The organism is Acinetobacter sp. NS-4, from assembly GCF_037402435.1.
Lineage (GTDB): Bacteria > Pseudomonadota > Gammaproteobacteria > Pseudomonadales > Moraxellaceae > Acinetobacter.
In genome coordinates, this window is sequence record NZ_JBBEUE010000019.1 from 13689 (window position 1) to 35056 (window position 21368).

The following is a 21368-nucleotide window of genomic DNA, read 5'->3' on the forward strand; positions in this document are numbered from 1 at the left end:
GAGGTAAGACTAATTAAAACAGTATTTATAAAAAGGATTTGAAAATGTCTAAACGTGTTCCTATTTCGTTTGAATTTTTTCCAACTAAAACTGATGTCGGTGCGGAAAAACTTCGTGTTGTTCATAAAGAATTACAACTGTTAAATCCTGAATTCTTTTCAGTGACTTATGGTGCTGGCGGTTCTACTCGCGAACGTACACTTGCTGCAATCAACGACTTTAATGGTAAAGGCACCCCTGTTGCCCCGCACCTTTCTTGTATCGGGGATGACAAAGCGCGTATTGCAGAATTGCTGGATCTATATAAGTCCCAAGGCATCAATCGTATTGTTGCGCTACGTGGTGACTTGCCTTCAGGTCAGGTTGGCTTGGGTGAATTGCCTTATGCTCAAGACCTTGTTCGCTTTATCCGCGAACATTCAGGTGACCACTTCCAAATCGAAGTGGCTGCTTATCCTGAAATGCACCCACAAGCAGACAGCTTTGATAAAGATATTCAACACTTTGTTGAAAAAGCCAATGCCGGTGCCAATGCAGCATTAACCCAGTTCTTCTTTAATCCAGATGCATATTTCTATTTTATAGACCGTATTCAAAAAGAAGGTGTGAATATTCCGGTAGCGCCTGGCATTATGCCAATTACCAATGCAAGCAACCTGATTCGCTTCGCTGATGGTACCGGTGCCGAAATTCCACGCTGGATTCGTAAGCAATTGGCCACCTATGGCGATGACACAGCAAGCATCAAAGCCTTTGGTCATGAAGTTGTGGTGAACTTGTGTGAACGTCTGCTGGCAGGCGGTGCACCAAGTTTGCACTTCTATACCATGAACACCACTGATCCAACCCGTCAGCTTGTGCTCGATCTTGGCCTGGCCTAATTTTTTATCTAATTTGTGAGTAATACTTAAATGCCGCGTTTTTATATTGAAGCTGATTTAGCTGTTGATATGAATGTTGAATTAACTGAAACGGTTTTTCATCACTGGGTCAAAGTATTACGTGCACAAACAGGTGAAAAAGCCACCTTGTTCAATGGACAAGGTGGTGAATATGAAGTTACGCTTATTGAAGTAACAAAAAAGTCAGCGACCGTTTCTGTCGACTCATTTAATCCTGATGATCGCACCCCTGCATTTAGCACCTTGCTTGGACAAGTGATGAGCAAAGGTGACCGGATGGATTATGCCATTCAAAAAGCAACCGAACTGGGTGTATCAAAAATTCAGCTGCTGACTTCCGAACGTTGTGAAATGCGGCTTAAGTATGATCGTGACCAAAAGAAAATCGACCATTGGCAAGGAATTGCAATTGCAGCTTGCGAACAATGCGGGATGAACAAGGTTCCTGAAGTGTTAGCACCTGTATCGTTACAGGACTGGCTGGCCAGTGAATTACCGGCAACAAAACTGGTACTCGCACCCAATAAAGACCAGGTCAATGTATTGGCCAATGCTACCCCAGATATTGCATTATTAATTGGTCCTGAAGGCGGCTTAAGCGAAGCAGAGATACAATTATCTAACAATGTAGGATTTATAAATTGGTGTATCGGCAATCGTGTGTTACGCACAGAAACTGCCCCTATTGTAGCCTTATCCATTTTGAATTATAACTTAACTGTATAGTTCATCAGAATTTAGATAAATGGGGTATGATTAGATTGATTTTTTCAAATAACGTTATTACTCTTGACTTAAAGAGACAAATATATATTTAGAATATAGTTTAGTTTTTTAACAGAGTTAAAATTTTAATAAGTAATTTATTGCAAAACAAAAATAAGGTTTTTGCTTATATGTCAGATATTCAAGACGAGTACATTAAGCAGCATGTGAGTGCTGCTCAAATTATCAATACAATTCGGCTCAGTCGCTTCTTTCTCATAAGTATTGTTCTCGTTTCATTATATGTATATGGCATTTATCAATTTTATTACAGCAAGCCATCTTTTTATTTCAATCTCTGGTTTATTGGCATTGAACTGTTCTGTGGCCTGAATATCCTGCTGACCAGCATCTACTTTAAGCCCGATCAGTTCTGTTTGAACCATGCGCACCGTTGGCTGCAATTTCAGAGTTTATTGACTGGAAGTGCTATTGGCATCGGCATTAGTCTGATTTACTACTATCTACCGCAATACAATCCTGCATTTAATTATGTAAATGCATTAATTTTGTCAGCGTTATTACTCATCGTCAGTCAGGCATTTGCACTGACCTTTTTAACCCAGCGCTTAACCTATTTCTGCCTGACGTTTATACCGGCTATTTTTCCTTATCTGGCCTCACAATTTATCAGCACAGAAACAACAAATCACTTATTCCATCTGACCATAAATTTTGCCCTGATTGTCATGTTGTTATGTGCCAATACCACATCGCGTATTCATCAGCGCATTTCTGCCCTTTATTCAAAAAACAATCGTTTGGTTGAAAATGCCAAACAACAGGTTTTATGGACGGATGAATTATGCAAGCAATTACAAACTGAAATTAATAAATCGAAAGATATTGAACTGCAATTACAATTAAATAATCAGCTGCTTGAACAGAAAGTTAAAGAACGGACTTTTGATATTGCCAAAATGAATGCTGATCTAGAAAATCAGCAGCAAAATCTGGTCTTGGCACATGAAATTGCCGGACTGCGTCCATGGGACTGGAATATTAAAGATCGTGAAATTCTGGTGACGGACTCAAAACAGCAAAAGACCCTTAAACCATCCAAATTACATCATCATCAGCTAGAAAATATTATTCATCCGTCTGATCTTGACCAGTTCAAGCGAGCAATGAAAAAGCATTTACGTGGTCAGTCACCACTTTATGAAGCAAGCTATCGAATTCAAAATAGCAGCAGCAAGTGGAAATGGGTGCATGATATTGGTCGAGTCATTGTTCGTGATCCTAACAATAAAAAGCCCCTACGTATGGTGGGTATCCGTCGTGATATTCATCAGGAACGTAGCGATCAGGAACGCTTAAAACTCGCAGCGAGCGTACTTCAGCAAGCTGCCGAAGGTATTTTCATTCTTGATGAGCAACTTTGTTACATCGATGTCAATCCATTTTATGAACAGCTCACCGGCTTTACACACCAGCATATTATTGGCAAAAATTTATTTGATATTACGGCAAACTATAAGTCGCAACAAAGAAGCAGCCACAACTCGATTGTTCAGCAGCTGGAAAAAATTGGCGAGTTTGATGGTGAACTGCACGAAAAATTCCTTTCCGGTAAAGAACTGCCCCTCTGGATGCACATTAATGCCATTACCGATGAGCAGAATCGTGTCACCCACTATATTGGTATTGTTTCCGATCTAACTGAGCGCAAACTGCAAGAACAACGTTTGTCTTATTTAGAGAATTATGACCCTCTAACAGACTTGCCTAACCGTTTTTATTACAACTATCAATTACACCAATATTTAGTCAGCCAAAAAGATTCAATTAAACAACTGGCCGTGATTCGTTTGAATATCGACCGTTTCAGACCATTAAATGAGTTTTTAACCAATAGCGGTGGTGACGAGCTGTTACGCCAAGTTGCACAACGACTGCGCCTGACCAATGCCGAAGCTTTATTTGTAGCGCATCTGAATGGTGATGATTTTGCAATTGTGTATGAACTTTCACATATTCGCCCATCGATTCAGCAACACTGTGAACGCATTACCAAAGCTTTTTCCTTACCTTTTAACATTTTCGGTCAGGACCATATTATCACCCTGTCTATGGGAATTTCATTCTATCCGGAAAATGGACGCCAGCTAGACTATCTGAACAATTGTGCCGAACAGGCTTTAATCGAAGCCAAAAACCTGGGCGGCAATACCTGTAGTTTCTATTCAAATAAAAATACCGCTTTACTTGAGCAAGGCATTTATCTGGAACGTGATTTGCGCCATGCCATCAATAATAATGAGCTGATTGTTTACTATCAGCCAAAAATAAATTTCAGTGATCAAAATATTTATGGTTTTGAAGCGCTGGTGCGTTGGAATCATCCAAGCAAAGGGATTATTCCACCCAACATGTTCATTCCTTTAGCTGAACAAACCAGCCTGATCTCGGATATAGGCAGAATTGTAATTCAACAAACTGCCAAACAAATCCGCCGATGGAATGACTTAGGCTTTAATAATATATGTGTATCGGTCAATGTGGTTGCCCAGCAATTGCAACGTGGTCACTTACTGCAAGACCTTGATCACGCCATTCAAACCTACAAAATTTCCGGTTCTAGTCTGGAACTTGAAATTACCGAATCATCATTACTGGAAAATTCAGTCAAGGTGAAAAACCTGTTGAATGAAATTAAAGACCGTAACATTCATATTTCCTTGGATGATTTTGGAACGGGTTATTCTTCTCTATCTTATCTTGCTGATTTTCCGATTGATATTTTAAAAATTGACCGCAGTTTTGTATCTAGGATTGGACAAGACAAACAGGAAGCTATTGTGAGTGCCATGATTGCCATGGGCAAGGCCATGGGCATGATGGTGGTTGCAGAGGGGATTGAAACCGAACAGCAACTGCAGTACCTGCAAGATCTTGAATGCGATATCGCACAGGGCTACTTATTTTCCAAACCGCTACCTGAAAAAGAAGCAACTACATACCTAGAACAACATCGACTTATACCTTCTTGATATAAGTCAATCTTTCTAATCTCAAGTTTGCTTGAAAAAGACACATACGCGACTGTGCTAAGGTCGCAACAAATGTTATATTCGATTCAACCAAGCAAAAAACCAGCAGCTTTGCTGAATCCCCCCAGTAACAAACGAGATACAGATGGACGATCAATCTTTAAAACAACAGGCATTGTATTATCACGAATTCCCAACACCAGGAAAAATTAGCGTCACGCCTAGCAAGCAACTGGTCAATCAACGTGACTTAGCGCTTGCCTATTCACCTGGTGTTGCTGCACCATGTCTTGAGATTGAACGCGATCCTTCAACTGCTGCCCTTTATACTGCACGCGGTAACCTTGTAGCGGTGGTGACTAATGGTACTGCAGTACTGGGCTTAGGAAATATCGGTCCTTTGGCTTCTAAACCGGTTATGGAAGGTAAAGGCGTACTGTTCAAAAAATTTGCAGGTGTGGATGTTTTCGATATCGAAATTGCAGAAAACGATCCTGACAAAATTGTCGACATCGTTGCAGCCTTAGAGCCAACCTTTGGTGGTATTAACCTCGAAGATATTAAGGCTCCAGAGTGTTTTTACATCGAGCAAAAACTTCGTGAACGCATGAACATTCCTGTGTTCCATGACGATCAACACGGTACATCTATTATCGTGGGTGCAGCTCTTCTTAATGCATTGCAATTCAACGGCAAAAAAATTGAAGAGATTAAAATTGTCGCTTCTGGTGCCGGTGCTGCAGCTCTGTCTTGTTTAAATCTTCTTTGTGCCTTGGGTGCTAAAAAAGAGAATATCATCGTTGCCGATTCACGTGGTCTATTAACCACTCAGCGTGAAGGTCTGGATGAATCTAAAAAAGCATACGTACAAGACATAGAAGGCTCTCAACTTGCTGATGTCATTGGCGGTGCAGACATGTTCCTTGGTCTTTCTGCAGCCGGTATTCTCACCAAAGAGATGGTGAAACTGATGGCCAAAGATCCGATCATCTTTGCATTGGCTAATCCAGATCCAGAAATTCTGCCTGAACACGCGCACGAAGTTCGTGATGATGTCATCATGGCGACCGGTCGTTCAGACTATCCAAACCAGGTGAACAACGCACTTTGCTTCCCTTATATCTTCCGTGGTGCATTAGACGTTGGCGCAACCACCATCAACGAAGAAATGAAGATCGCCTGTGTACACGCAATTGCTCGCATGGCGCATGTTGAAGCAGATGCAGCATCTTATGGCGAAAAATCGGCATCATTTGGCCGTGAATATTTAATTCCGCGTCCACTCGATCAACGCTTGATTCTTGAAATTGCTCCTGCAATTGCACAAGCAGCTATGGATTCAGGTGTAGCAACTCGTCCAATCAAAGATTTCTCTGCATATCGTCAACGTTTGTCTGAGTTTGTTTACAACTCGGCATTCATGATGAAACCGATTTTTGCCCAAGCTAAAACAGATCCTAAACGTATTGCCTATGCTGAAGGTGAAGACTTGCGCGTACTTCGTGCAATCCAAATTGCCGTGGATGAAGGCTTGGCTAAACCGATTCTGGTTGGTCGTACCGCAGTGATTGAAGCAAACATCAAGAAATTGGGCTTGCGTCTTGAAAACGGTGTGAATATTGAAATCGTAGATCAGGAAAAAAATCCGAACTACGAAAAATTTGCCGATGATTACTACAACATTATGCAACGCAAAGGGGTAACGCCTGAGTATGCACAACGTGAAACACGCCGCCGCTCTACCCTCATTGCTTCGATGCTGGTAAAACACGGTTTAGCTGATGGGATGCTATGTGGTACTTACTCAAGTTACGATATCCACTTAGACTTCGTGGGTAATGTGATTGGGAAAAAAGAAGGTCATAAAACTTTCTTCACTCTGAATGCGTTAATGCTTGAAGACCGTAATCTGTTTATTGCTGATACGTATATCAACCGTAACCCTACAGCTGAACAGCTGGCTGAAATGACCATTTTAGCTGCTGAAGAAGTACGTCGTTTTGGCGTAACACCACGCATCGCGCTTCTTTCTCACTCAAGCTTCGGTAGCGACCAAGATGACTTAAGTGCGCAAAAAATGCGTAAAGTATTTGAAATTTTGAGTGAAATTGCACCTGAACTTGAAGTTGAAGGTGAAATGCACGGCGATTCTGCATTGGATGAAAATATTCGCCATTTTGCCTTCCCGAACTCACGTTTCAAAGGTTCGGCAAACCTGTTGATTATGCCTAATCTGGATGCCGCCAACATTTCGTTTAACCTGTTGAAATCAACTTCCGGTAATAACGTGACGATTGGTCCTATCCTGTTGGGTGCTGCAAAACCTGTACACATTTTGACACCAACAACGACTACACGTCGCTTGGTGAACATGACTGCATTAACTGTTGCTGAAATTCAGGAAAATGAAAAATCAGCACTTTAATTTAGTTAGCTAGATCACATTTTGTGACTTGAGAAAACCTCTATTCTGTAGCATGATTGCTTGAAGAATAGAGGTTTTTTCATGCAAGTTTATTTAGTAGGCGGTGCAGTTCGAGATCACTTGCTCGGACACCCCTATCACGAAAAAGATTATGTTGTGGTTGGCGCAACGCCCGACCAGCTTCTTGCTCAAGGCTATCAGCCGGTGGGTAAGGATTTTCCTGTTTTTTTGCATCCCGAAACAAAAGAAGAATATGCACTGGCACGTACTGAACGCAAGTCAGGTCGTGGCTATCATGGTTTTGAATTTCATACCGATCCTAGTGTTACTCTTGAAGAAGACTTAATCCGTCGCGACCTAACCATCAATGCCATGGCGATGGACAGTGAAGGCAATATCTATGACCCCTATCATGGTCAGCAAGATTTAGAACAGCGAATTTTACGTCATGTCTCCGATGCCTTTGTAGAAGATCCCCTGCGCGTTCTTCGTATCGCCCGCTTTGCTGCACGTTATAAACGTTTAGGCTTTAGTGTGGCGGAAGAAACCCTCGCTTTAATGAAACAATTGGTGGAATCAGGCGAGCTCAATGCACTGATCTCGGAACGTGTCTGGAAAGAAACTTCACGTGCACTGATGGAAGTTCATGCCGATGAATACTTTAGTATTTTGCGAACCTGTGGTGCATTAAAAGCCTTGTTCCCGGAACTGGATGCCTTATACGGTATTCCACAGCGTCCTGAATATCATCCGGAAATTGATAGTGGTATTCATACCATGATGTCATTACAACAAGCCTGTAAAGCCAACTATTCTTTAGATGTACGATTTGCCGTTCTGGTTCATGACTTAGGCAAAGCATTGACTCCTGCAGACGAATTACCGCGTCATATCATGCATGAAGAACGTGGAGTAAAACCGGTCACTGAAATTTGTGATCGCCTTAAAGTCCCAACCAATACCAAACAACTGGCCATTGCTGTATGTAAAGAACATTTAAAATGCCATCAGGCTTTAAGCTTGAAACCGGGTACCTTATGGCGTTTATTGCAACGACTCGATGTGCTGCGTCGTCCTGAACGTGTCGAAGCTTATGTACAAGCCTGTGAATGTGATTCTCGTGGCCGTTTAGGTCTGGAAGACCGTGAATATCCTCAGGCTGCTTATGTGCTTGAAGCCATGCAAGTGGTGCGTAATATCAAGGCACAAGATTTACCGCCTGATATTCAGGGACCTGATATTGGTGAAATGCTGATTCAACGCCGCATTAAAGCGATTGAACAGCTCAAAGCACAACAGATGGTGGCTGCTGTATAGCCCATAAAAAAAGCACCTGAAGGTGATTTTTTTTGATTTCTATCAATCTCCCTAAATCCCTCTTTGGAAAAGAGGGACTTCCTCCCCTTTATGAAAGGAGGTTAGGGGGGATTACTAGTAATCATTTAAATCAAGAAACATCTGCCGGGAAAGTAATCACTTTTTCCAGCTTCATTTGTTCAGTCGCAACCATTAATAGACGATCTATACCCAAAGCAATACCTGAACATTCTGGCATCTGAGGCAAAGCTGCCAACAAATATTCATCGATTGGCATCACATGCAGTCCCAAAGCTTCTCGCTCTGAGTTATCAGCGGCAAAACGGGAACGCAATACATCAGCATCGATCAGTTCATCATAAGCATTGGCGAGTTCCAAACCTTCAATATAAAGCTCAAAACGAGCGGCAACCAGCTCACCATCTTCATCGATTTTCGTCTTGGCGAGCGATGCCAGTTCAGGTGGAAAATCGGTTAAAAATACCGGAGTATCAAAACCCAGACTCGGTTCAACAAAATGCGAGAACAGCAGATCGATGTAACCCAAGCGATCATCACCTAAATCCAGATTTAACCCCACCCGGTTACAGCAATCTTTTAATTCTTTTAAGCTCGCTTGCAATGGATTTAAATCCAGACGATCGATGAAGGCATGCTTATAGCTAAGGATGGTCGGACGTACTGAACCAAAACGATGCTTTAAAGTCACATTTAACAGGTCGGTCACTTCAAACATCAGTTCTTTCAAGCTTAATCCGGGACGATACCATTCCAGCATGGTGAATTCGCTATTGTGTTTACGGCCATGCTCATCATCACGGAAGACTTTGCAGATTTGATAAATGGGTCCGCTACCACTGGCCAACAGCCGTTTCATGGCAAATTCAGGCGAAGTTTGCAGATAGTGGGTCTGCTGTTTGCCTCGTACATGACGCTGCGCCTGTATGGATGCCAGATGCACATCGGACACCCCTGCCTGTGACAAGATCGGCGTTTCCACCTCAAGCACATTGCGTTCAGCAAAAAACTGACGGATTTGTGCATACATTTTGGCACGCGCTTGCATAGCCTTTAAATCACAAGTCGGCTGATAAGAAACAGATGGACTCATGCCTTAGGCCCTCCATGCGCAGCCCACTCACGGCGTAGCGGATAGGTTTTGCGTAAATAATCAAAGGCTTTTTGATCGACCTTGCCATCTTTTAGGCAGGCGCGTAAGTTCGCATCATCACGGGCAATATCATAAATCTGGGAAAGATATTGTTTCAGTACAGCTTTTAGGTCGCGCTCTTTGAAATACTGTTCGCAAACCGGCAACTGGGTTTCAAATTTTTTGTCGGCCGGATAATCAAAGGTTTTGCAAAAAGTATCATAGATCATCTGGGTGCCACGTGCCTTGCCTTCCAGACTGTAGCCGGCAATATGCGGGGTGACCAAAGTGATTAGATCCAGCAACTCAGCTGAAATTTCTGGTTCATGTTCAAAGACATCCAGCACCACCTGACGGCCGGTCTTTTCAATATCTGCTATTAGAGCTGCCTCGGACACCACAGGCCCGCGTGCCGAATTAATTAAAATGGCTTCAGCTTTCATGCTTGCCAAAGCTGCAGCATTGATCAGATGATAGGTCGGATGCTCACCCGTCTTGATTAGAGGCACATGGATGGAAATGGCATCGGCTGTTTTTAATAATTCCTCAAATTCAACTTGATTGACTTGTTCGCGTTGTACAAAGGGATCATAACCAATCACATTCCAGCCCAGAAGTTTGGCCATAGTCGCCAGACGTGAGCCTACATTTCCCAGCCCGACAATACCCAAGGTAAAAGTATCATTGGCATCAATCAGCTCAGGTTTTAGCTGTAATAAAGCGGTAATCACATATTCAGCAACGGCCTGTGCATTACAGCCTGCGGCATTTGACCAGGCAATCTTGTTGTGTTCCAGTGCTGCAATATCCAAGTGATCGGTACCAATGGTTGCACTGCCGACGAACTTGATCGCACTATCTGCAATTAAAGCTTGATTAACTTTCGTTACCGAACGAACCAAAAGTGCTGCTGCATCTTTAACATCGGCATGGCTTAGGGTACGCCCTGCTTTTTGTTCTATTTCACCAAATTCGGAAAAGAAATAGTCGGTAAATGCCAGATTTTCATCTGCAACGATTTTCATAATGCAATCCAATGATCTTATGCCGATTATGATAACGCTTAGCACTGCATCTGACCATGCACCTTATAGGTATCGCTTTCTCGCTTTGGACAATTTCACCAACACTAGGCTGCATAAAATAAATGTTATCTTTCCTTGCACAAAAAAAGGACCGAATACTTTAACAATCCGGTCCAACAGGAGCAAAACAAATATGGATCAAAAGAAGGTTGCTTAAGCTATCTCTCCATCAATAATGCCTTGCAATTTTAAGGCACGCAGCTCATCCGCCGTTTTAAAACGCGATAGAATCTGTTGAGTATGTTCTCCCAACTGCGGTGGCGCATTGCGATATTCTACCGGTGTATCCGAAAGCTTGATCGGAGATGCGATCACTTTAAAGTTTTCATTCAAAGCATGTGGAATATTCACCACCATGTCACGATGCTGAATTTGCGGTTCAGCCAACGCATCTTCCACTAAGTTGATCACACCCACCGGGACTTTCATGGCGTGAATGGCATCGACCCAATCTTTGGCATTTTTACCGAGAAAATATTCCGACAGTAATGCAATCAATTCATCACGGTGTTTGACCCGATCCTGATTGCGCTGAAATTTCACTTCTTCCAATAATTCAGGCAGTCCAATGGCAAGACACAAGTCCTTAAATTGCTTGTCATTACCACAGGCTATAATAAATTCCTTGTCCTTGGCCTTAAAAGTTTGATACGGCACAATATTCGGATGACTATTTCCCATCCGCTTTGGCGAAATTCCAGTGCTTAAATAGTTCATACCCTGATTGGCCAACGTGGCAACTTGTACATCCAGTAAAGACATATCGATATATTGGCCACGTCCAGTATGCTGACGTGCCAACAAGGCTGCCTGAATGGCGATGGTTGAATACAGGCCGGTTTGAATGTCCACAACTGCCACACCTACTTTTTGCGCACCTGCGCCCGGTTCACCGTCTTTTTCACCGGTAATGCTCATCAGCCCCGACATACCCTGAATGATAAAGTCATAGCCCGGTTCTTCGGCACGCGGTCCATCCTGACCAAAACCGGTAATCGAGCAATAGACCACATTGGGATTCAGTGCACTTAAGCTTGCATAATCCAGTCCATATTTTGCCAGTGATCCGGCTTTATAATTTTCAATCACCACATCGGCAGTTTTGGCAATTTCCCGTATAATTTCCTGACCTTGAACTGAGGCAATATCCACAGCCACTGAATATTTATTACGATTGGCACACTGAAAATATCCAGATTCACGCGTGGCATTGCCCTGCTGGTCTGGCATCCATGGCGGCCCCCACATGCGGGTATCATCACCCACTTGTGGACGTTCAATTTTAATCACTTCTGCGCCTAAATCTGCCAGGATCTGTCCACACCAAGGACCAGCCAATACCCGACTCAAATCCAGCACCCGAATTCCCTGTAATGCACCCATTGTCATTCCTTAATAGAGGAAGATGCCGCACAGACATCTTCCTGTGATTGATTATGATTGTTGTTGTGGATCGTACTGACGGTCTTTAATGAACAGACCCGGTAACACACCTGCGACAAAGTACGCTACGCCCATTACAATAAAGGCCATGGTGAATGTGCCGCCCGATGCCAGGAAACCAATCGTCGCTGGGGCAATTGCCGCACCGACGCGGCCGATGTTATAGGCACCGCCAATCGCTGTACCGCGTACATCTGTAGAGAAGCTCTCTGCCATATAGGTCGCATTTACGCCATATGGAATGCCGTATAGGAAGCCAAAAGTCACCAACAAGTACAGAATGTTGTCTGGCGTATTGCAGAAGATAATCACTGGCAAGAACACGGCACTGGCAAGAGTACCGAATACAAACACCGCACGACGGTTAAATTTATCTGCCAGATAGCCTGCCAGAATCTTGCCGAGAATCATGGCGGTATATGAACCCACCATATAGCTGGTCAAGCTCTTAAAGTTCATGTGAACTTCGGTTTCCAGATAGCTTGGCATCCAGTTGTTAATGCCGTAATAACCGAATTGCAGGAAGAATGCCGTAGTCATCCAGAGCAAAAACATTTTGCGATGCTTAAAGTTATTGAAAATCTGCTTGTAGATGCTGCCACTTTTCGATTTTTCCTGAGCAACCACCGCTTTAGGCTGAGTTTTGCCTTGTAGGGCATTCAATTTGGTCAGCTGCCATGATTTTGGTTCTGGCACAAAGCGTTGCAGGAAAATATTGATAAATGCAGGAATCACAGTAATAAAGAACAGAATACGCCAGCCATGATCTGGAATGATCGAACCTGCTAGCAATGTTGCAACAATATAACCGACCGTTTGACCCGTTTGTAGCGTACCCAACACCGTTGTGCGGTAAGTGGTTGGTACATATTCGGCCATTAAAGTATTACAAGCCATATATAGTGCGCCAATGCCCAAAGCTCCAATAAAACGCAGTGCCATAAAGTGCTCAAAGCTATGGGTAAAACCTAACAAACAGGTGGCTATCGAAAAGAAAGTTACTGAGTTGGCAATGGTACGAACACGGCCAAATTTATCACATGCCCAGCCGCCCAATATTCCGCCAATCCCCATCCCTGCGAGTGATGCACTACCTAGAGCACCAGCCTGAAAGGTCGACAATCCAAATTCGGTCTTTAAGCTGGTTAAGCTATAAGACAGCAACATGATATCGACACCATCTACCACCATGGCAAAATAGGCGAATAGCAACGCCCACTTCCAGGTGTTGGGTCCGATTTTTTCATAGGTTCCAATATTGCGTGGCAAAGAACTCGCTGGAGTTCCTGCAATTGTTTGAACGTCATTGTCCATGATTTATTACCTCATTTTCCCAAATGAGTCATCGGCAGTCTCATGTCTCTACATTTGCCTTATACCGTTCTTTATTGTTTTTCTTATGACATCTTTTGAACTCAGGCTTGCAAATGCACAGCTTTACAAGAATGTTTCACGACGAATCCTTTATCTATGTTTATTAATTTTTGAAAACAAAAGCACTCTGGGATGTTCACGAATGAACATCCTGAGTTGATCTAAATGAATTAGTTACAGAATGCGGCAATGCCTGTTTGTGCTCGGCCTAGAATCAGCGCATGCACATCATGTGTACCCTCATAGGTATTCACCACTTCCAGATTCACCAGATGACGCGCCACGCCGAATTCATCACTGATGCCGTTGCCGCCCATCATATCGCGTGCTACACGCGCAATATCCAATGCCTTGCCACAGTTATTACGCTTGATCAGCGAGGTACCTTCAACCGCTGCAATGCCTTCATCTTTCATGCGTCCAAAACGTAGTGCCGCCTGTAAACCTAAGGCAATTTCAGTCTGCATATCCGCCAGTTTCTTCTGAATCAGCTGGTTGGCAGCCAATGGACGACCAAACTGTTTACGGTCCATGGTGTACTGATGAGCTGTATGCCAGCAGAATTCCGCTGCACCCATTGCACCCCAGGCAATGCCATAACGCGCACTGTTCAGACAGGTAAATGGACCTTTTAAGCCACGCACTTCAGGAAAGGCATTTTCTTCCGGAACAAAGACATTATCCATGACGATTTCTCCGGTAATCGAAGCACGTAAACCGACTTTACCGTGAATCGCAGGTGCAGACAGCCCTTCCCAACCTTTTTCTAAAATAAAACCACGAATGTCACCGACATTACCTTCTTTCGATACTTCTTTGGCCCAAACCACAAATACATCCGCGATTGGACTGTTGGTAATCCACATTTTCGCACCGGTTAAACGGTAGCCACCGTCGACTTTTTTGGCGCGGGTAATCATGCTACCTGGATCAGAACCATGATCCGGTTCAGTCAAGCCGAAACAGCCAATGTATTCCCCCGTAGCAAGCTTCGGCAGATATTTCCGTTTTTGTTCTTCCGAACCAAATTCATTAATCGGCACCATCACCAATGAGCTTTGTACACTGGCCATAGAACGGTAGCCTGAATCGACATATTCAATTTCACGTGCAACCAGACCATAGCTGACATAATTCAAGCCTGCACCGCCGTATTGTTCAGGAATGGTTGGACCTAAAAGACCTAACTCCCCCATCTCACGGAAAATGGTTGGATCAGTCTTTTCATGGCGGAACTGTTCAAGTACCCGAGGTTGTAAACGTTCCTGGCAGTAGGCATGAGCGGTATCACGAATCATGCGCTCTTCTTCAGTCAATTGCTGTTCCAGTAAAAATGGATCTTGCCAATTGAACTGCGCTTTAACCGTTTTTTTAGTATTGACCATTTGATTCATCGCTTCCTCTGCTTGAGATCAGTTTTCATTGTAAATGTTCTACTTTGAGTTCGATGGTATGTGTGAATGATCATCCTTTCAAACGATAAATTTGCATGTAGATATTCTGTTTCTGCATACCTGAATGCTTCATGATTAATTTTCACAGCTTAGAGCACTGAATCAACTACATGATTAAATGATTTTCAAGACTAAAGTCGAATAGGCTAGGGTTTACATTATGTCATTTTGAAATATCTGCACGATTAAAGGACTAATCCATGCGTCGAAGTATTCCTTCATTACAAGGCTTGTTATGTTTTGAATCTGCCGCGAAGCATGCCAGTTATACCCACGCATCTCAGGAACTGTTTATTACCCAAAGTGCAGTTTCCCGGCAAATCCAGCAACTGGAAGACTTTTTAGGCGTGAGCTTGTTTACCCGTACCCGTCACGGCGTAGAACTGACCCACGCCGGACAGCAATATTATAAAACCATTATCCCCTATTTAAGGGGGCTGGAACAAAGTACGCTGGATGTCATGTCACATAAGGGTCTAGGCGGAACGCTCAAGCTGGGCGTGGTTCCGACCTTTGCCACGCGCTGGCTGTTACCCAAATTGCATCGTTTCAATACACAATATCCTGAAATTACCGTGCATCTGGAAACCAGTACCAAGCCATTTTTATTTAATGAAAATATCTTCGATGCTGCCATTTATGCCGGTACACCGCAGCAGATTGAACACTGGCCCGGCACACAAACCCATTATTTAATGCATGAAGATGTGGTTCCGGTATGTTCACCTGCGCTGATTCGAAAATATTTTCCTGAAGCTGTAATGCTAAATCAAATGAGTTTTAATTTAACTGAAGAACAACTGGTTCAGCTTCCTTTGCTGCAACAGACCACCCGCCCCAGCATTTGGGAAGAATGGTTTGCACATCATCAAATTAAGCACACCAATCCCTTTGAAGGACAACGGCATGAACTGTTTTCCATGCTTGCCGTAGCGGCTAATCATGGCATGGGCATGGCTTTAATTCCTCAAATGCTGATTGAACAGGAATTAAAGGAAAAAAAACTGGTGATTGCTTCTACTAAAAAACTGGAAGGTCGCCGTGCCTATTATCTGGTGCATTCCAGCCAGGAGAGCTCGCCTTTGATTCAAAAGTTTGTCGACTGGATGCAGCATGAATTGTTGATTTCCTCACATAAAAAGCAAGATGAATAATCTCTTCAATTAACATAATAAAAAGTCGATACATGGACATATTTAAATATTTTTATCGACTGGTTTATTTTGAGCAGGCATTAAAAAAGCCCCTGTTTTCACAGGGGCTTTTGAATTTGGCGGAAGCGGTGAGATTCGAACTCACGGAGGACTCGCACCCTCGTCGGTTTTCAAGACCGGTGCATTAAACCGCTCTGCCACGCTTCCAATGGCGGCTATGATATAAATAAAATTCTCTCTTGGCAAATACTTTTCTAAGTTTTTCTCATCAACCGCTTAAAATAAAAACAAAACGCATTAATTTGCTGAATTTTCAGGCTTTTCATAACGAATTTCATTCACATACCACAGCTTTTTACCTAAGGGTGTCAGCACCTGCACTTCATCATCTACCTGCTTGCCCAATAAAGCTCGTGCCATGGGTGAATCAATAGAAATATTCTGTGGGTGATGATCATAAATTTCATCCACACCCACAATACGCAGTTTTTTTTTCTCACCGTCTTCGTTCTCGATTTCCACCCAGGCACCGAAATACACTTTGCCCTCTTGCTCAGGGGAAAAATCAATAATTTTGAGCTCTTCTAAACGTTTGCCCAAGTAACGAACACGACGGTCGATCTTACGTAAAATTTGCTTATTGTACTGGTAGTCAGCATTTTCCGACCGATCCCCGAGACTCGCTGCCCAGTTCACTTTTTTGGTAATTTCAGGCCGTTCTTCATGCCATAAATGTTGTAATTCTGCGACCAGTTTGTCATGACCAGTACGTGTAATTAAGTTAGATTTCATGATGTTTTTTGAAGTTCTGCTTACATTTTGTTTACAAGAATGGTCTATTCTATCCCGTATTTACACACAACTAAAGTTTATAAAATTAATTCTTCAATAAAATTAATTTGTTATGCTACATTTCTCTAAAATTTTTCGTACAAAATTTGACAAGCTTATTTTTCAGCCGTATTATGCGCGCATGTTTTTAGATCGCTTAATTTTTAATCTATGTAGAAATTCTACATTATTCTCCTTTTAATCCAATGTCATTTTTTGAATGACGTCATGTGCCCAACCCTTATTGAATTTATCAAACTTGCAAAAGTCCGAGGCCTATTTGCCTTTGCTTTTTAGGGCATAAATTACTTGTAGCGGAGACACCATGCACAGTAGTTCAACTTCTGGAGTGAGGCTTTGCCTTAACTCATTAACTTCTTCTCTCCCATTAAAAATTCTTGCATTTACGACTGCATTAATTCCATTCCACAGTATCAATGCAAGTAAATCTTACCAATATGATTCTGTGGTCGATGGCAAACAGCTGACTGTGGTTTCAGTTGAAAATCCAACCACAATATTTCAAGATGGTTCACACCAACATGGTTTTGGTTATGATCTGGCACGCAACTACGCCAACAGCTTGAATGTTAAGCTGGTGTTTAAAACTGTGCCGGATAATGCCACGGCATTGAAATGGGTTGCACAAGGTAAAGCCAACTTTGCCATGACGACTGCAGATGTACGTACTATCGAGCAAAAGCATTTAACTTCTTTTTCTGCAACTTGTGGTGATATCAGTAGCTTGCAGCAAAATGGCCTAAATACCAATCTGAACTGGGTATTTAAGCATGCCAATGATCCATTGACTCAAACTGCAAGTGGTTTTGTCTGTCAAGGTAAACTGTCTGGTTCAATTCGCCGATTGGCTTCATTCTATAATAGGAATGTAGTAGAAGAACAATCATGGGATAGTATTCAGCGTGATCTGAATCAGCGCATGCCGATTTATAAGGCCAGCTTTAAAAATACCGCTGCAAAATATGATCTGGACTGGCACTTATTGGCAGCGATTGGTTATCAGGAGTCCTACCTGAAACCTAATTCTGTTTCACCAACAGGCGTGCGCGGTTTGATGATGCTAACCAATGGTACAGCAAAGGCCATGGGTGTCAGTAACCGAACCGATCCGGCACAAAGTATTGAAGGTGGTGCGAAATATTACGACCAGATGCTAAGCCGTTATTCAGACGTACCTTTGCCTGACCGTAACTGGTATGCTCTGGTTGCTTATAATATGGGGCCAGGTGCAGTGGATCAGATTCAAGATAAAATCCGTGCACAAGGTCAAAACCCGAATAACTGGGTCAACCTGTATGGTTATTTAGAGCGTAATAAAGCCAGCAATGGCCGTTACCGTCAAGCAGTGCAATATGTAACACGCATTCGTGCCTATTTAGAACATATTAAGACTTCAGAGTTAGTGAATATTTAATTTCTTCTAAATACAAAAAAGCTTACCCTTGGGTAAGCTTTTTATTGCGCTAGATATTAGTTATAGAGACTTAAGCGGTTTGTTCAAGCACTTTCTTGAATAAATCTTTTTGTTCTTGGCTTGGCTTGGCTGTTTGTAAAGCCATCAATTGTGACATATCACCCTGAACTTTAATTTTACCGGTCATGAATGCCTGCATTGCAGCAGCCATATCAAATTCCAGGAACACTTTACGTAAAGTTTCCCCATCCATGTTCAAAGTGGTTTTCGCATTTGAAGATAGACCTTTTTTGATTGCACCACCATCAAGAGACAATTCTGTATTGCCTTGGGCATCAGATACCACCAGGTTGATGGCTAAATTTGCAAGTGCAGGTGGCAAGTTTAAATCACCGGCTTGCGCAGTTAATGTTTCTACAGTTGAAAACCAATCATCAGTTAAAAAGGCAGGCATGATCTTTCCTCAATTTATTTGTCCATTGGTGTCGCCTATCCAGACAACATCTTTGTGAAGCTATTTTGCTTGAAGCTTGTTATAGCATGTAAAATTGTTTTCTGCTTAACGTTTTTTGTACGATGCGTTCAATTTTTATATTTTTAATACATTTCTTAAGTAAATCAGATATATAAAATAGACACCAATCCTGAAATTGGTGTCTAAAGACCATCTTAGTCGGCAGCAAAACCTAAATTGACCATATTGATACGTTTGCTTTGCCCTTCTTCTTCTTCAGTTGAACAACTGCCGGTGAAATCAATTTCACGTTGCGCATCTAAAGCTTCAAAGTCAAACAATTCACGATCCGCCAATTGTGAAGGCGATACATTCTGCATGGCACCAAAAATACTGTGTAAACGTTTCGGATATTGTGCATCCCATTCACGCAACATATTGTTGATCATGGCACGCTGCAAGTTTTCCTGTGAACCACACAAGTTACACGGAATAATCGGGAACTGACGCATTTCTGCATATTTAATAATGTCTTTTTCTTCCACATAAGCCAGTGGACGAATCAGGATATTCTTTTTGTCAGAAGACAACAGTTTTGGTGGCATCGCCTTCAAGCTGCCGCCATGGAACAGGTTCAGGAAGAAAGTGGCCATAATGTCATCACGATGATGACCTAAAGCCACTTTGGTTGCGCCAATTTCCTGCGCAAATCCATACAATGAACCACGACGTAAACGTGAACACACTGCACAGTAGGTTTTACCTTCAGGGGTCAGTTTTTTGGTAATGCTGTAAGTGTCTTTTTCCAGAATATAATAAGGAATGTTATTTTCTTCTAAATAACGTGGCAAAACATCTTCAGGGAAACCTGGCTGCTTTTGGTCAAGGTTGACTGCAACCACATCAAAATTGATCGGTGCAATCCGTTTGAACTGCAACAAAATATCCAGCAAGGTATAACTGTCTTTACCACCAGAAATACAGACCATTACCTTGTCGCCATCTTCGATCATTTTAAAATCACGAATGGCATGACCGACTTGACGGCGAAGCTTTTTCAACAAACGGTAATATGCCGAGCTAGTTGGCAGTTCTGGTTTGAAATTAAATCCTTGTTCGGACTCAACTGGCGAGTACATAGACGAGATTTACCCATAAATAAAAATACCGCGCAATTTTATCCGATTCAGTCCCACATCGCACCAAAAGAATGTAATTTCTGCAAATTGCTTATTACTATCCTTTTCATCTAAAACCCTGATATTTATTTTGACCTTAGCAGTTCAAAAAATAGCCACGATGCTTGCCATTTGTACTTTTCCACAGTTGTCCACAAAACCTGTGGATAACTTTGTGGATTTTAAAACACTTGACAAGGTGTCTGACCTGCAAGTTAAGGCTTCTATTTAAATTGATCATTTTTTGATCAATTTTGTTTTTATTTAAAATCAATAGCTTATATGTGTCAAGTTATCCTGATTAAAAAAAAATTAAAATTTTTTTTGATTACTATCTCTACAAACAGTACTTGATTTTTACAAATTAGTGGGGAAATTAATGGAGTAATGCTTTCTAACTTGTTTTTTTTTGTTAAACTCCACTTGTACTGTTTGGAACAGATGTTTTCTATCTATAAAAATGAAAAATAACTTTGTAAAAACTGGACTTTATTTTTTGGGGTTTGTGGCAGTTCATTCTGTTGCAACGACTAGTTATGCCGGTGAAACCATTTATCAGTTAAAAGATTCGAATGGTACGACCTTGCTCACCAATAAAAAAAATCGTTATAACCATCTTAAAGTCGAAAAAAAGACTTACTACCCAGACAGCAATATCCATAGCTATAGTAACTGGGGTTCATCTGAAGCTTCGGTACTTCCGAGTTATAGTCGCAATAAAAATGTCTTTGACCCCTTGATTAAACAGGCTGCTTCTCAGCATGGAATATCTGAAGGACTGATTAAAGCCGTGATGCATACCGAATCTGGTTTTAATGTCAATGCACGCTCGCCTGTGGGTGCCCAGGGACTGATGCAGCTCATGCCGGCGACTGCACGACGCTTTAATGTTTCAAATGCTTTTGACCCGCAACAAAACATTATGGGTGGAGCAAAATACCTGGCTTGGCTGATGAAACGCTTTAACGGTAATACCTCGCTGGTATTAGCCAGTTATAATGCCGGTGAAGGCAATGTCACCAAATATGGCGGTGTTCCTCCGTTCAAAGAAACACAAGATTATGTCAGACGCGTGAGCAGCCGTTTCAGCAACTTATATGCCAATGGCTTGGGTCATAGCTCAAATTCAACAAAATCTGGTTCCGATGCCGGCAAAATTGTTGCCCAATCCGACAATGATAAATCTGCTTCATCACATGCAGCCCCTCGTTATAGTTCCCAGCGTCAAATTATCATGGCATCCGATGGCAGTTTCACCGATGCCCCCGGCTCGTATGCCACGGCACATGCGACAGCTTCTGCAAGAATTTCAATTGTTGATAATTAAATTGTTTTAGAAACTGCACCATTATCGAGTTTTCTTAATTTTTCCTTGAATTTTTAACACTTACACCTCATATTTACTAAG

16 protein-coding genes and 1 tRNA gene are annotated in these 21368 nt (G+C 42.3%); 8 read left to right on the plus strand and 9 right to left on the minus strand.

The window, feature by feature from the left end; all coding sequences use genetic code 11:
* Window positions 1-44 precede the first annotated feature (44 nt).
* The 5 genes from metF (at window position 45) to WAE57_RS13285 (ending at window position 8402) form a co-directional block, all read left to right on the plus strand.
* Window positions 45-881 (plus strand): methylenetetrahydrofolate reductase [NAD(P)H], encoded by an 837-nt coding sequence (metF, locus tag WAE57_RS13265; RefSeq protein WP_237786272.1) that lies wholly within the window; start codon window positions 45-47, stop codon window positions 879-881.
* Window positions 882-911: 30 nt separating this feature from the next.
* Window positions 912-1628: a 16S rRNA (uracil(1498)-N(3))-methyltransferase gene (locus WAE57_RS13270; protein WP_337710945.1), complete on the plus strand. Its 717-nt coding sequence runs from the start codon at window positions 912-914 to the stop codon at window positions 1626-1628.
* Between the two features lie 170 nt (window positions 1629-1798).
* Entirely contained in the window at window positions 1799-4660 is a 2862-nt protein-coding gene (locus WAE57_RS13275; protein ID WP_337710946.1) for an EAL domain-containing protein, read from the plus strand.
* Between the two features lie 145 nt (window positions 4661-4805).
* Window positions 4806-7085, plus strand: coding sequence for an NADP-dependent malic enzyme (locus WAE57_RS13280; RefSeq protein ID WP_337710947.1), 2280 nt, complete (start codon window positions 4806-4808; stop codon window positions 7083-7085).
* 81 nt (window positions 7086-7166) lie between these two features.
* Window positions 7167-8402: a multifunctional CCA addition/repair protein gene (locus WAE57_RS13285; protein WP_337710948.1), complete on the plus strand. Its 1236-nt coding sequence runs from the start codon at window positions 7167-7169 to the stop codon at window positions 8400-8402.
* Between the two features lie 130 nt (window positions 8403-8532).
* Here the strand turns inward: WAE57_RS13285 and epmA are convergent, their stop codons facing one another.
* From epmA to WAE57_RS13310, 5 genes are all read right to left on the minus strand, one after another.
* Window positions 8533-9513, minus strand: a complete 981-nt coding sequence (epmA, locus tag WAE57_RS13290) for an EF-P lysine aminoacylase EpmA (protein WP_337710949.1) — start codon at window positions 9511-9513, stop codon at window positions 8533-8535.
* A complete protein-coding gene (locus WAE57_RS13295) occupies window positions 9510-10577 on the minus strand; it encodes a 4-phosphoerythronate dehydrogenase (RefSeq protein ID WP_337710950.1) in 1068 nt (355 codons plus the stop codon). Before WAE57_RS13295 ends, epmA begins: the two co-directional genes overlap by 4 nt.
* 213 nt (window positions 10578-10790) lie before the next feature.
* Complete coding sequence (locus tag WAE57_RS13300; RefSeq protein WP_337710951.1) at window positions 10791-12020, minus strand: CaiB/BaiF CoA-transferase family protein; 1230 nt, start codon at window positions 12018-12020, stop codon at window positions 10791-10793.
* 51 nt (window positions 12021-12071) lie between these two features.
* Window positions 12072-13394: an MFS transporter gene (locus WAE57_RS13305; RefSeq protein ID WP_337710952.1), complete on the minus strand. Its 1323-nt coding sequence runs from the start codon at window positions 13392-13394 to the stop codon at window positions 12072-12074.
* A gap of 230 nt (window positions 13395-13624) precedes the next feature.
* Window positions 13625-14848 carry an acyl-CoA dehydrogenase gene (locus tag WAE57_RS13310; protein WP_337710953.1) on the minus strand — a complete coding sequence of 408 codons (1224 nt, stop codon included), beginning with the start codon at window positions 14846-14848 and terminating at the stop codon, window positions 13625-13627.
* A 260-nt stretch (window positions 14849-15108) separates the two neighbouring features.
* Here WAE57_RS13310 and WAE57_RS13315 point away from each other — a divergent pair, with 260 nt between their 5' ends.
* The gene (locus tag WAE57_RS13315; RefSeq protein ID WP_337710954.1) at window positions 15109-16062 is read left to right on the plus strand and encodes a LysR substrate-binding domain-containing protein; all 954 of its coding nucleotides are present in this window, start codon (window positions 15109-15111) and stop codon (window positions 16060-16062) included.
* Window positions 16063-16179: 117 nt separating this feature from the next.
* Here WAE57_RS13315 and WAE57_RS13320 read toward each other — a convergent pair.
* A tRNA-Ser gene (locus tag WAE57_RS13320) sits at window positions 16180-16269 on the minus strand.
* A 90-nt stretch (window positions 16270-16359) separates the two neighbouring features.
* On the minus strand, window positions 16360-16854 hold the full coding sequence (gene greB / locus WAE57_RS13325; protein WP_337710955.1) for a transcription elongation factor GreB: 495 nt from the start codon (window positions 16852-16854) through the stop codon (window positions 16360-16362).
* Window positions 16855-17218: 364 nt separating this feature from the next.
* Here greB and WAE57_RS13330 point away from each other — a divergent pair, with 364 nt between their 5' ends.
* Window positions 17219-18328: a transglycosylase SLT domain-containing protein gene (locus tag WAE57_RS13330; RefSeq protein ID WP_337710956.1), complete on the plus strand. Its 1110-nt coding sequence runs from the start codon at window positions 17219-17221 to the stop codon at window positions 18326-18328.
* Between the two features lie 70 nt (window positions 18329-18398).
* Here the strand turns inward: WAE57_RS13330 and WAE57_RS13335 are convergent, their stop codons facing one another.
* Complete coding sequence (locus WAE57_RS13335) at window positions 18399-18782, minus strand: SCP2 sterol-binding domain-containing protein (RefSeq protein WP_086176171.1); 384 nt, start codon at window positions 18780-18782, stop codon at window positions 18399-18401.
* A 215-nt stretch (window positions 18783-18997) separates the two neighbouring features.
* Window positions 18998-19921: a tRNA 2-thiocytidine(32) synthetase TtcA gene (gene ttcA / locus WAE57_RS13340; protein ID WP_086176172.1), complete on the minus strand. Its 924-nt coding sequence runs from the start codon at window positions 19919-19921 to the stop codon at window positions 18998-19000.
* Window positions 19922-20420: 499 nt separating this feature from the next.
* Here ttcA and WAE57_RS13345 point away from each other — a divergent pair, with 499 nt between their 5' ends.
* Complete coding sequence (locus WAE57_RS13345; protein ID WP_337710957.1) at window positions 20421-21287, plus strand: lytic transglycosylase domain-containing protein; 867 nt, start codon at window positions 20421-20423, stop codon at window positions 21285-21287.
* Window positions 21288-21368 lie beyond the last annotated feature (81 nt).